General features: G+C 42.1%; 14 protein-coding genes. 8 read left to right on the top strand and 6 right to left on the bottom strand.

All coding sequences use genetic code 11. From position 1 onward, the window contains the following. Positions 1–10 precede the first annotated feature (10 nt). From R7H07_RS13365 to R7H07_RS13355, 3 genes are read right to left on the bottom strand one after another with little or no spacing between them, the layout of a single operon-like run. Positions 11–799, bottom strand: a complete 789-nt coding sequence (locus R7H07_RS13365) for a glycosyltransferase family 2 protein (protein WP_137281652.1) — start codon at positions 797–799, stop codon at positions 11–13. After that, the gene (locus tag R7H07_RS13360) at positions 796–1563 is read right to left on the bottom strand and encodes a glycosyltransferase family 2 protein (protein ID WP_137281653.1); all 768 of its coding nucleotides are present in this window, start codon (positions 1561–1563) and stop codon (positions 796–798) included. The genes R7H07_RS13365 and R7H07_RS13360 overlap by 4 nt, the downstream gene beginning before the upstream one ends. 35 nt (positions 1564–1598) lie before the next feature. Next, the gene (locus tag R7H07_RS13355; protein WP_005384789.1) at positions 1599–2654 is read right to left on the bottom strand and encodes a glycosyltransferase family 9 protein; all 1056 of its coding nucleotides are present in this window, start codon (positions 2652–2654) and stop codon (positions 1599–1601) included. Positions 2655–2761: 107 nt separating this feature from the next. Here R7H07_RS13355 and R7H07_RS13350 point away from each other — a divergent pair, with 107 nt between their 5' ends. The 8 genes from R7H07_RS13350 to R7H07_RS13315 all read left to right on the top strand — a co-directional run bounded on the left by R7H07_RS13350 (position 2762) and on the right by R7H07_RS13315 (position 9452). Next, on the top strand, positions 2762–3169 hold the full coding sequence (locus R7H07_RS13350; RefSeq protein ID WP_005395798.1) for a diacylglycerol kinase: 408 nt from the start codon (positions 2762–2764) through the stop codon (positions 3167–3169). 11 nt (positions 3170–3180) lie between these two features. Next, positions 3181–3891, top strand: coding sequence for a 3-deoxy-D-manno-octulosonic acid kinase (locus R7H07_RS13345; RefSeq protein ID WP_005379425.1), 711 nt, complete (start codon positions 3181–3183; stop codon positions 3889–3891). Between the two features lie 144 nt (positions 3892–4035). Next, positions 4036–5100, top strand: a complete 1065-nt coding sequence (gene rfbB / locus R7H07_RS13340; protein ID WP_206959414.1) for a dTDP-glucose 4,6-dehydratase — start codon at positions 4036–4038, stop codon at positions 5098–5100. Then, positions 5100–5984 (top strand): glucose-1-phosphate thymidylyltransferase RfbA, encoded by an 885-nt coding sequence (rfbA, locus tag R7H07_RS13335; protein ID WP_054576842.1) that lies wholly within the window; start codon positions 5100–5102, stop codon positions 5982–5984. Before rfbB ends, rfbA begins: the two co-directional genes overlap by 1 nt. Beyond that, positions 5974–7056, top strand: a complete 1083-nt coding sequence (locus R7H07_RS13330) for a DegT/DnrJ/EryC1/StrS family aminotransferase (protein WP_054576843.1) — start codon at positions 5974–5976, stop codon at positions 7054–7056. Before rfbA ends, R7H07_RS13330 begins: the two co-directional genes overlap by 11 nt. 21 nt (positions 7057–7077) lie before the next feature. Next, entirely contained in the window at positions 7078–7767 is a 690-nt protein-coding gene (locus R7H07_RS13325; RefSeq protein ID WP_054576844.1) for a WbqC family protein, read from the top strand. Beyond that, positions 7764–8564: a sulfotransferase family protein gene (locus tag R7H07_RS13320; protein ID WP_054576845.1), complete on the top strand. Its 801-nt coding sequence runs from the start codon at positions 7764–7766 to the stop codon at positions 8562–8564. Before R7H07_RS13325 ends, R7H07_RS13320 begins: the two co-directional genes overlap by 4 nt. A 12-nt stretch (positions 8565–8576) precedes the next feature. Continuing rightward, positions 8577–9452 carry a glycosyltransferase family 2 protein gene (locus R7H07_RS13315; protein ID WP_054576846.1) on the top strand — a complete coding sequence of 292 codons (876 nt, stop codon included), beginning with the start codon at positions 8577–8579 and terminating at the stop codon, positions 9450–9452. A gap of 37 nt (positions 9453–9489) precedes the next feature. Here the strand turns inward: R7H07_RS13315 and cysN are convergent, their stop codons facing one another. The 3 genes from cysN to cysD are packed head-to-tail and all read right to left on the bottom strand — an operon-like array spanning position 9490 to position 12464. Beyond that, positions 9490–10905, bottom strand: a complete 1416-nt coding sequence (cysN, locus tag R7H07_RS13310) for a sulfate adenylyltransferase subunit CysN (RefSeq protein ID WP_054576847.1) — start codon at positions 10903–10905, stop codon at positions 9490–9492. Positions 10906–10917: 12 nt separating this feature from the next. Further along, positions 10918–11547, bottom strand: coding sequence for an adenylyl-sulfate kinase (cysC, locus tag R7H07_RS13305; protein ID WP_054576848.1), 630 nt, complete (start codon positions 11545–11547; stop codon positions 10918–10920). A 2-nt stretch (positions 11548–11549) separates the two neighbouring features. Next, positions 11550–12464, bottom strand: a complete 915-nt coding sequence (gene cysD / locus R7H07_RS13300) for a sulfate adenylyltransferase subunit CysD (protein WP_049534422.1) — start codon at positions 12462–12464, stop codon at positions 11550–11552. Positions 12465–12491: the final 27 nt, after the last annotated feature.

Below are 12491 nucleotides of genomic sequence, written 5' to 3'. Positions count from 1 at the left end.
TTTTATAATCTTAAGCTTCTAGAAATTGATCAACACCATTCTTACAGCGTTTAAGCTTGTTTTTAATGGTGTTTTCTAAAATCTCGTCATTTTGTCCGAGTGACGCACGAGAGTTTTCTACGTGGTACAAGTGGTAGCCTACACCTGCGAATTTTAGGTAAAGACGTGACTTACCCGCATTCAACATGCGATGAACAAACTCGCTGTCTTCGCGTCCCCATCCAACAAAATCTTGGTTGAAGCCATTCACCTCGATGACATCTTGTCGCCAAAACGCCATGTTGCAGCCGCGAGTGGCTTTATCGTTATTACGCTCGTAAGAGAACCATTTCGATAGCAAGGCGTTGGTGATGCAGTTTTTACGATTACGAATGCCTTTGCTGAAAATGGAAGGCACTAAGCCGTTTTCCATGATGGCCTTGCTGCAGCTTTCATCCGTTAACACACGTCCACCCTGCACAAACCAATTTGGTTTTGCGACTTGCTTATGTGATTCAATAAACGTTTGGGACAGCACCATGTCGCCATCAATCATGATGAGGTAGTCACCTGATGCTTTGGCGATCGCACGGTTGCGGCTCATTGAAAGCTGAAAGCCATTATCCTCGTGCCAACTATGAATCAGTGGAACTGGAAAACCTTCACGCATTTGGTCAACCATTGCTTTGGTGTCTTCTCGAGAGCCATCATCTGCAACAATTACTTCGTCAGGCAAAACGGTTTGACGTTTCACGCTTTCTAACACCGCTTTTAATGCTTCTTTCCAGTTGTAAGTGGTGATAATTAAAGTCGTTTTCATGATTTTTTTGCCTGTTCACGTAAGTAGAGATCGATATATTTTACAAAAGTAGAGTGCATGCTTAGCCAAGCTAGAATGAAGCCATGCTTGCCATCAAGGAAACCTCGTTTGAGCACATACATCTTCAAAAAGCTCGCAAGAGCGTGAACGATAGCGGTCGTTAAACCCGCTTTCTTTTTACCTTCACGTTCATCCGTCCAGGCCTTGAGGTAGCCAGTGGTTTTATTGATGTAATGATGAAGGTGCTCGTAAGTGTAGTGATGCAGTCGACCATCCAGTTTTTCAGTTTGATAGTTTTTCTCATCAACTTTTTCATGAACGAGCGAATCATTATATTGTGTATATTCGGTGCGATATAAGCGCACAATCCAGTCTGGAGACCAACCAGAATGGTAGATGAACTTACCAAACGCTGAGCTTAGTCGATTAAGTTTGTATAAAACGTTCGGCTTATTGGCTGATACCGCTTGTAAGATACTTTCTCTTAGCTCTGGAGTGACTTGTTCGTCCGCATCAAGCCACAAAACGTAGTCTGCCGTAACGTATTGCTGCGCCAGTTGGCGCTGTTTACCGAATCCTGGCCAATCTAGGTTGGTGTAAAACTTATCTGTGTATTGTCGGGCGATTTCTTCAGTGCGATCAGTGCTGCCCGAGTCTAGAAGGACAATCTCATCGACCCAATCTTTTACTGTGTCTAGACAAGCTTGTAAGTGCTTCTCTTCATTTTTTACAATTAAGGCAACGGCTAAGGTTGGTTTGGACAAGGTCATTTCCTTCTTAACAAATCAAGACAGTAAGTTTACTGGTATTGAGGATACAAATCTTCTAAGACTTGATCGAACATGCTCATTACTTGAGTGCTGGTAATGCGGTTCATTGCCGTTTCATCTTTAGCGCGAGTTCGCCAGCTTAACTCGTGACTGTTTTTACCTGTTTCCGCAAAGATCGTTTCTTCATACACTGAGACAACGTATTTTAGATAACGGTAAGGTCCCACTCGCAGCGGATTATGGTGTGCATAGAGCCCGATGATTGGTGTTTTCATTGCATTCGCCATGTGTGCTGGTCCGGTATCGGGGGCGATGACCATTTCAACCTTATCTATTAACGCAAGCATTTGCAGAATTGAACTTTGTCCAACTAAATTTAGACACGGTTCTTCCAAGCGAGATTGAATGGCCTCTGCCAGATCCAATTCTACCTGAGCAGGGCTGCCTGCCAGAATCACGTTCCAGCCTTTTGCTCTGGCGTGATGAATCACATCCACATAACCTTCCGCGTTCCAGTTTTTATAAGCTTTGCTCGCACCAGGCACAATCAGCAGGTTAGGTTTACTACGAGAAATATGAGACTCTGCCCAAGCTTGGTCGTGGTCTGAATAAGAAAGTACCCAGTCTAGTCCTGCCTTTGGTACCCCAATTTGATGGGCAAAGGCCATTAAGCCATCTGCGACATGCAGAGATTGCGGGGAAGGCACTTTGACATTGGTAAATAGTGTTTGAAAGTCCTGGCTTCTATCAGAAGAGAAACCAAGTTTGTATTTTGCTTTAATGCCCAACGTTGCGACACTCGCTCGAATCGCGTACTGCATATGCAATAGCGCATCAAACTCTCTGCCTTTCAGCTGTCGCCAAAGTGATTTGTAGCCATCAAGTCCCGCTTTTTTATCAAAAACAATCACTTCTACACCATCGATGGCGGCTAATAACTGGGCTTCAAGTTTACCCGTTATCCAAGTAATCTGGGTCGAAGGCCAGTGTTTCTGAATAGCTTGAATTGTGGCGATAGTATTGCAAACGTCTCCGATAGCGGACAAACGCAAGACGCATAGTGACGATGGGGCAGAAGTGAACATAATTATTGTCTGATTCGATGAATAGAGGCAGGTAAATTATGCAGACATCCCCAATAAATGTAAAATACACGGCTCGAATATAGCTAAGTACTGATAAGTGTTCTGCAATGTCAAAGACAACACCACATCAATCACAAGAATCTGGCAAGCCGGGTAATACCGGACTAAAGCGCATCGTTAAAGCGACGGGTTATTCGATCCAAGGATTAAAAGCGGCTTTTAAGCATGAAGCTGCCATTCGACAAGAGTTGGCTCTGTTGAGTATCGCCGTGATTTTGGCTTGGCTAGTGGATGTCGGCATGGTTGAGCGTATCTTAATGATCGGGGTCGTGGTATTAGTCTTGATTGTAGAGCTTGTAAACTCAGCGATTGAGGCAGTGGTTGATCGTATCGGTATTGAACGGCATGAACTCAGTGGTCGAGCTAAAGATATAGGCTCTGCTGCCGTTATGGTTGCTTTGGCGTTTGCTGCATTTACTTGGTTGTATATATTAGCCAGCCGGTATTTAGGCTAGAGGGTGAGCGTATGACTCAACAGTATAAAAACAACAACCAAGTGATCTGGTTTGATGACGAGATCATTACAGACCCTAGCCAACCGATATTTGATGCGGAATACTGGCAGTCCTCCGACAAGGTGGTTGGCAGTGCGACGGGGCGAGGCACGACATGGTTTATCCAACTAGAGAACATGCAAGCGGCACTACGTCATTACCGTCGTGGCGGTTTGTTTGGGAAGTTAGTTAACGATCATTATTGGTTCTCTGGCTGGGATAACACCCGTTGTGCGCAAGAGTTTCAGCTTTTGTTGGCGCTAATTGAGGCTGGGGTGCACGTTCCTCGTCCTATTGCAGCAAGAGCCGTAAAGTCAGGACTCTTCTATCAAGCTGATTTATTAAGTGAGCGAATCCCAAACGCCAGAGATCTGGTTAGTATCTTGCAAGAACAGTCTTTATCGGTAGAAATGTATCAGAAAATAGGGCAAGAAATTGCCAAGATGCATCAGGTTGGCGTTAACCATACTGATTTGAATATCCACAATATCTTGATCGACGACAAAGATAAGGTATGGATTATCGATTTTGATAAGTGTCGTTTTGAAACTTCTGGTGACTGGAAGCATCAAAATCTAAATAGACTTCTGCGTTCATTTAATAAAGAGCGTTTAAAGCGACAGATTATTTGGCAAGAATCCGATTTTGAACATTTTCAGGACGGTTATGCTTCTCAATCTTAATTGAGTTTTTTATCATTTTATGTTGATTGCTCTAAGTAAGCCTTCTTGAGTCTAACGATGCTCGAGTGAGTCTATAAACTACAATAATCATAAAGTATTCACGTGTATCTGATGGCACAAAAATTAACGTAGGTAACATTTGTAATGAAAATATTAGTAACTGGTGGAGCTGGTTTTATCGGTTCAGCTGTTGTCCGACATATCATTCGTGACACTCAAGATACTGTTATCAATTTAGATAAACTGACCTACGCAGGGAATCTAGAATCATTAGTTGATGTCTCAGAGAGTGAACGTTACTACTTTGAGCAAGTAGATATCTGTGACCGAGCTGAACTAGATCGCGTGTTTTCAGAGCATCAACCCGATAGGGTGATGCATTTGGCCGCCGAGTCTCATGTCGATCGCTCTATTGATGGTCCTGCTGCTTTTATTGAGACCAACGTGATGGGCACCTACCATTTGCTTGAAGCGGCTCGTCAATATTGGTCGGGCTTAGATGAAGCGCGCCAATCGGCATTCCGTTTTCATCATATTTCTACGGATGAAGTGTATGGTGATTTAGAGGGAACGGACGATTTGTTCACCGAAACCACCTCATACGCGCCGAGCAGTCCATATTCAGCGTCAAAAGCCTCGAGCGATCACCTTGTACGCGCTTGGCTACGTACTTATGGTTTACCGACACTTGTCACCAATTGCTCCAACAACTATGGCCCGTACCACTTCCCAGAGAAGTTGATCCCTCTGATGATTTTAAATGCCCTCGATGGCAAGCCGTTGCCTGTGTATGGTGATGGTATGCAGATCCGAGATTGGCTGTTTGTGGAAGACCATGCTCGCGCGCTGTACAAAGTGGTCAACGAAGGTGAAGTCGGTGAAACCTACAACATTGGTGGTCACAATGAAAAAGCGAATATTGAAGTCGTGAAAACCATTTGCTCGCTACTTGAAGAGCTGAGACCAAACAAACCTGCAGGTGTTGAGTCTTATGAATCTTTGATCACGTATGTGAAAGATCGCCCAGGTCATGATGTGCGTTACGCAATTGATGCCACCAAGATTGCTCAAGAGCTTAACTGGACGCCGGAAGAAACCTTTGAAAGCGGCATTCGTAAAACCGTGGAATGGTACCTAAACAACCCGCAATGGTGGCAACGCGTGCTTGATGGTTCATACAGTTTAGAGCGATTAGGAGCGGGCGAATAATGAAAGGCATTATTTTAGCAGGTGGCTCGGGCACTCGCCTTTACCCTATTACACGCGGAGTCTCTAAGCAGTTACTGCCGGTTTATGACAAACCAATGATTTACTACCCGTTGTCAGTACTCATGCTTGCGGGCATTCGTGAAATCTTGATCATCACCACGCCAGAAGACCAGGAAGGTTTTCAGCGTCTATTAGGTGATGGCTCAGAGTTTGGCATTGAGTTGCAATACGCGATTCAACCAAGCCCAGACGGCTTAGCTCAAGCCTTCATCATCGGTGAAGAATTCATTGGCGATGACTCAGTATGTTTGGTGCTGGGTGACAACATCTTTTATGGGCAAGGGTTCACTCCAAAGTTAAAGAAAGCGGTTGAGACGGCAGAGAGTGGCAATGGGGCTACGGTGTTTGGCTACCAAGTGAAAGACCCTGAGCGCTTTGGTGTGGTTGAGTTTGACGCCGACAGAAAAGCTATCTCTATTGAAGAAAAACCAGCTAAGCCAAAGAGCCACTATGCTGTGACGGGGCTGTACTTCTTTGACAACCAAGTCGTGAGTAGAGCTAAGCAAGTCGAACCATCAGAGCGAGGTGAGCTGGAAATTACCACATTAAATCAAATGTACCTAACAGCAAACGAGCTCAATGTTGAAATGTTAGGGCGTGGTTTTGCCTGGTTAGACACAGGTACTTACGAAAGCTTGCTCGAAGCTGCTCAATTTGTTTCGACGATAGAGAAACGACAAGGTTATAAGATTGCATGTTTGGAAGAAATTGCCTTTAACAATGGTTGGATTAGCAAACAGAAGTTAATGGCGGCAGCTGATGCCCTTAAGAAGAACAATTATGGTATCTACCTATCAAGCATTGTGAGCGAAGATGACAATTAAACTTAACAGTCCATTAGCCCCAGACTTAACTAAGCTTTCCAACTATTTATCTCAAGTAAATGAGAGTGGTTGGTATACTAACTTTGGGCCATTGCATGAAAAGCTTACTAGACGACTTGAAACGTTTTTGGGTGTTAAAAACTTATTGTTAGTTTCTAATGGTACGCTGGCACTTCAGGTGGCATGTAAAGTTTTAGGAATTGAATCCGCGATCTCTACACCATTTAGCTTTGTTGCAACTTCATCAGCGTTGATGTGGCAAGGTATTGATGTGAGCTATTGCGATATCGATTCAAAATCTTATAACTTATCTCCAGATGCTTTGAAAGCAGCTCTTGAAGCAAATTCTCAAGTAGATGGTGTTGTTGCAACACATGTATATGGAAACCCTTGTGAAGTTGAGAGTTTCAAAGAAATTGCAGAGCAATATAAGGTCAAAGTTCTATACGACGCTGCTCATGCATTTGGAGTTAAGGTTGGTCAGGAGTCTCTCTTAAACTTTGGCGATGCTAGTACATTGAGTTTTCATGCCACTAAGATATTCCATACAGTCGAAGGTGGTGCAATTGTATTCAAGCGGCATGAAGATTATTTACGTGCGAAAGAGTTCATTAACTTTGGTCTTCAAGCGAATGGACAATTAGGCGAGCCAGGTATTAATGCAAAGTTGAATGAGTACCAATGCGCAGTAGGATTAACACTACTTGATCAGATTGAAGAGGTAATTGAGCATCGATCCAACCTGTTTAGTTTGTACCGGACGCTTTTAGAACCTTATGTTGAATTACCTCTTTGGCTACCCGAAGCGTCGTATAACGGTGCTTACATGCCAATTTTCGTTAGAGATAAAGACAAGCAGGAAAGACTACTTGATGCTTTGTCTGAGCATGATATTGAACATCGACGATATTTTACACCATCTTTAGATGTTGCTTACCCTGATAATCTGAGCTTTGGATGCCCTATAAGTCAGAAGATATCAAAAGGAATTATTTGTCTACCGCTACATGCCAGTATGTCTTCAAATGATGTTGAAGCAGTATGTAAAGTTATAGAATTGATATTAAATTAACCATGTGAGAGTTCTTATAGTATGAAAATTGCTATTATGCAGCCTTATTTTTTACCATATATTGGCTACTGGCAGCTCTTGGCTTCTGTAGATAAATTTGTTGTTTATGATGATATTCAGTACACCAAGAAAGGGTGGATAAATCGTAACCGTTACTTAAGTGCTTCAGGGAAAGTAGAGACTTTTACCATTCCTATTAAGAAAGACTCTGATTACCTTGATGTTAGAGAGCGTTTTATATCTCCAACATTCTTGAAAGAAAGAACTAAACTATTAAATAAGATTAGAGAGTCTTATCGAAAGTCACCAAATTTTGATGAAGGATATCAGATTTTTAGTGATATTTTGTTGGATGAAGAAGATAATCTATTTCTTTTCATTCTAAACTCTATAGAAAAAATAAAATCTTATTTAGATATTGATACTGAAATTATAATTTCATCGAGTCTGAATAATAAAAATCTTAAAGGACAAGATAGAGTTATAGATACTTGTGTTAAATTAGCTGGTGACACTTATATCAATCCTCCTGGAGGGCGGGATTTATACAGTGAATCGAACTTTCGATCTCAAGGCTTAACTCTAGAATTCCTAAATGTATCATTAAAACCATATACGCATACTCAGACAAGTGATTTTGAGCCAGGACTTTCAATACTTGATATGATTTTTAATGTACCTAAGACCCAGTTGATGGATTATTTAATATGAAAAGATTTGCAATTCATTCTGTGCCAAGATCCGGTTCATCTTGGTTAGGTGAGATTATTAATAGCTCTCCTGATGTTAACTATCTATATCAGCCGCTTTTTTCCTACGAGTTTAAATCATTTCTAGATGAAAATTCTAAAAAAGATGATATCGATGCGTTTTTTAATAACATTGCACAAACCAACTCTTCTTTTATTCGTCAAGATGCTGAACGAAAGGAAGGTCGTAAGCCTATATTCGAAAAGAACAATCATTTGGGTACTATCGTATATAAGGAAGTTAGATACCATCATATCATAGAGAATATGATCAAAAAGTGCCCTGATGTAAAGGTTTTAGGCTTGGTTAGAGACCCGAGAGCTGTAATTAGCAGTTGGTATAATGCAAAGCGAGAATTTAGATCCGATTTAGGCTGGCTTTTGGAAGAAGAGTTGATCTATGCAGGTAAGAAAAACTTAGAGAAAAAAGAAGAATATTTTGGTCTGTCTAAGTGGGTGGAGACTACAAAGTTATTTGAAAAACTTTCTCAGCTGTATCCAGATAACTTTAAACTTGTGCACTATAGTGCGCTGCTAGAAGACCCTCTAGAACAAGTTGAAGATATATTCGCTTTTCTAGGGCTAGAGCTTACCTCACAAACTAAGTCATTTCTTATATCAAAAAAGAAGGTTGATACTACCTACTCTGTATTCAAAAACAAGGATAAAGACATAAGCTGGCAAAATAGCCTTGATGCAGATATTGTAAGTCGTATAGAGGATTTTGTTAAAGAGAGTAAGTTGGAACACTACTTGTAGGTCGGTAATAATATGTCTGTTAAAGTTTCAATTCTTTGTGTTTGTTATAATCACTCTAAATATATTGAAAAAACAATTAATAGCTTTCTCAACCAGTCCTGTGATTTCGAATTTGAAGTTATTGTTTATGATGATCTCTCTACGGACAATAGTAGAGAAATTATTGATGAGATATGTGAAAAGCATTCGAACATAGTTCGAATGTATACTGATGAAAATCTTTACTCTAAAGGCATCCGAACTCTAGCATTGTCACACTTATCACCAAAGGCTAAAGGAGAGTACTTAGCTTTTTGCGAAGGTGATGACTATTGGATAGATAATACAAAGCTACAGAAACAATTTGATGCTTTAGAGGGGAACCCAAATATAGACCTTTGCTTTCACCCAGCATACTCAGAGGACCCAGAAGGCAATAGAGAGCTAGTCTCAAATCATTTTGAGGGGACCCATTACGTTTCTACTGATGAAGTTATACTAGGAGATGGTGATTACTGCCCAACAGCATCTTTATTTATCCGTAAGTCTGCTTTATCCCTAGCTTCATCAAGCACTATTAAATTAATGCCATGTGGGGACTATTTTATGCAGATTATGTCTTCTGTAAAGGGAGGCGGAGTCTACTTACCTGAACCAATGTCTGTATATAGAATTAATCAAAAAGATTCTTTTTCAACAAGGATATCCTCGTCCTCTCACGAAAATCAGAGAGACTTTTTGTTAGCAATGGCCAATAGTTTGGAGTCACTAAAACAAGACTTGGATGGAGTGAACTTAAAGTCATTTAACAATCGAATAAGAAAATATAAACAGAGAGCGCGAAAATCTCAAAGGAAGGCGATAAAGGAGAGGATCAGAAATCTAATATTCTCTAACCCTTCCCAATAAAATAGGTGAGCGATATGTTTATGGCCCACCTATTTATTTAGTTTATTTTTACACAGCCCCACTCTGGGAAGTGCTTACATACATAAGCATTGAGCTCTTTCTCTGCTTCTGAGTAAACACGAGCTGGTTCTTCAGTATGGTTTAATTGTATCGATGACACCATACCCGCGCCGACAGTCACGTTACTAATGCGGTCAATAATGATAAAAGCGCCAGTTTGAGGTAGCTGCTGATAAACATCCATTGCAACTTTATCGGTAAGCTTTATTGAGGCGAGTGCAATCTCGTTTAACTCAAGGCGCGTATTTTTATGATCATGCTGCTTAAGTGTATTGACATCAACCTTATGCTCAATTTGAGAAACCTTACCTGTACAGGTTTTAGTCGCAAATTTGAATAGGTATTCTTTATGCGTTTGCATCGGAGATTCATCCATCCAAACGATATGAGCTTGGTAAGCGTCTACAACCTCCGGAATGTTGTTGGAATGGACAAGCATATCGCCGCGTGACACATCGATTTCATCTTCAAGCGTTAGGGTGATGGCTTGACCCGGCATTGCTTCTTTTAGCTCACCATCGAAGGTAAAGATAGATTTGATGCGAGAAACTTTGTTCGATGGAAGAGCAGTAACCTCATCACCAACCTGTACAATGCCTGAAGCAAGGGTGCCACAAAAACCACGGAAGTTTAGGTTTGGGCGATTGACATATTGCACTGGGAAGCGCATGACTTCAGTGTTGATGTCTTGGTTAATCTTAACTGTTTCAAGCAGCTTCATTAATGTAGCGCCAGGGTACCAATCCATGTTCTCACTTGGAGTGACAACATTGTCGCCTTTTAGAGCAGAGATTGGCACAAAGCGGATATCCTTGATGTTGAAGTTCTTTGCCATATCTCGGTAATCGGCTTTGATTTTCTGATACACCTCTTGGCTGTAGTCCATCAGATCCATTTTGTTAACGGCAACGATAACGTGCTGAATTCCAAGTAGACTACAGATATAGCTATGACGACGTGTTTGCGTCTGGATACCGTGGCGAGCATCAACCATTACAATCGCAAGATCACAGGTAGAAGCACCCGTAACCATATTACGAGTGTACTGTTCATGTCCTGGAGTGTCGGCGATGATGAATTTACGCTTGTCGGTTGAGAAGTAGCGGTAGGCAACATCAATCGTGATGCCTTGTTCACGCTCGGACTGTAGACCGTCGACTAGTAGTGCTAAGTCGAACGCTTCATCTGTCGTATTGAACTTTTGAGAATCTTTTTCGATCGCAGCCATTTGATCTTCATAAATCAGCTTGCTGTCGTATAGCAGGCGACCAATCAGTGTAGATTTGCCGTCATCAACGTTACCACAAGTTAAGAAACGAAGTAGGTCTTTGTTTTCATGTACGTTTAGGTACGCTTCAATGTCTTTAGCGATAAGCTCAGAGCTATGAGACATAATGACTTCCTTTTAAATGTATTCTTTTTCAGTGAGCGCTTGAATCACTTGGTCGGCACACGCTTCGACAGACAGCTCAGCTGTCTTGATGTGAATTTCTGGAGATATAGGCGCTTGGTACTCAGAGTCGATGCCAGTGAAGTGTTTAATCTCACCTGCGCGTGCCTTTTTATACAGGCCTTTAGGATCTCTTTGCTCGCAGATTGCGAGTGGAGTATCAACAAACACCTCTAAAAACTCGCCTTGCTGCATTAACTGGCGCACTTGCTCTCTATCTGAGATAAATGGCGAAATAAACGCGGTCAGAACAATGTTCCCGGCATCGACAAATAGTTTAGCCACCTCGCCAATGCGGCGAATGTTCTCAATACGGTCTAGATCACTAAAGCCAAGATCTTTGTTTAGACCGTGGCGCACATTGTCACCATCAAGAAGGTAACTATGTTTACCTAACGCTAATAGCTTGCTTTCTACCGCGTTAGCGACGGTCGATTTTCCTGAGCCACTAAGTCCGGTAAACCAAAGTACAACAGGCTTTTGCTGCTTAAGCGCAACACGATCTTCATGAGTTACGCTGGTGTTATGCCAAACCACATCGTCACTCACAGACTCATTGTGCTTCTTTTGATACGGCGAGGTCATAGTTAGAAGTAACCCTCACGTTTCTTTTTCTCCATGGAGCCAGAGCTATCATGGTCAATGGCACGGCCTTGGCGCTCAGAAGTGGTTGTAAGCAGCATCTCTTGAATGATCTCTGGTAGCGTTGTTGCTTGAGATTCAACCGCTCCCGTTAATGGGTAGCAGCCTAGTGTACGGAAGCGAACCATGCGTTGTTCTACCGTCTCCCCTTCACGAAGCTCCATGCGATCATCATCTTTCATGATCAACATACCGTCACGCTCAACGACGGGACGCTCTTTTGCAAAGTACAGGCTTGGAATCTCGATGCTCTCTAGGTAGATATATTGCCAGATATCCAGCTCAGTCCAGTTAGAAAGAGGGAATACGCGAATGCTCTCGCCTTGGTTTACTTTGCCGTTGTAGATATTCCAAAGCTCAGGGCGTTGATTTTTAGGATCCCAGCGGTGATGTTCATCACGGAAAGAGTAAACACGCTCTTTCGCGCGAGACTTTTCTTCGTCACGACGAGCACCACCAAAAGCAGCATCAAAGCCATGATTATCTAAGGCTTGTTTTAGGCCTTGTGTCTTCATGATATCAGTATGTTTTGAGCTGCCATGCACAAATGGGCTGATGTTCATCGCAAGCCCTTCTGGATTTTGGTGCACAATCAGCTTCATACCAAGCTTTTTCGCCATGTAGTCACGAAACTCAATCATTTCTTTGAATTTCCATGTGGTATCAACATGCATAAGTGGAAACGGGGGAATGCCAGGCGCAAAGGCTTTCTGCGCAAGGTGTAGCATCACTGAAGAGTCTTTACCAACAGAGTAAAGCATCACTGGGTTATCAAACTCGGCAGCTACCTCACGCATAATATGGATAGATTCTGCCTCAAGCTGCTTAAGGTGAGTCATTCGTTGTGGAGAAAGTTTCATTCCGGTCTCTCTTTGATTCGATGAGGG

Source organism: Vibrio sp. Vb1127, assembly GCF_033338735.1.
In the GTDB taxonomy this organism is placed as follows: domain Bacteria; phylum Pseudomonadota; class Gammaproteobacteria; order Enterobacterales; family Vibrionaceae; genus Vibrio; species Vibrio alginolyticus.
Note: the sequence above shows the minus strand (reverse complement) of the source record. Positions and strands in the feature narration are given on the sequence as shown.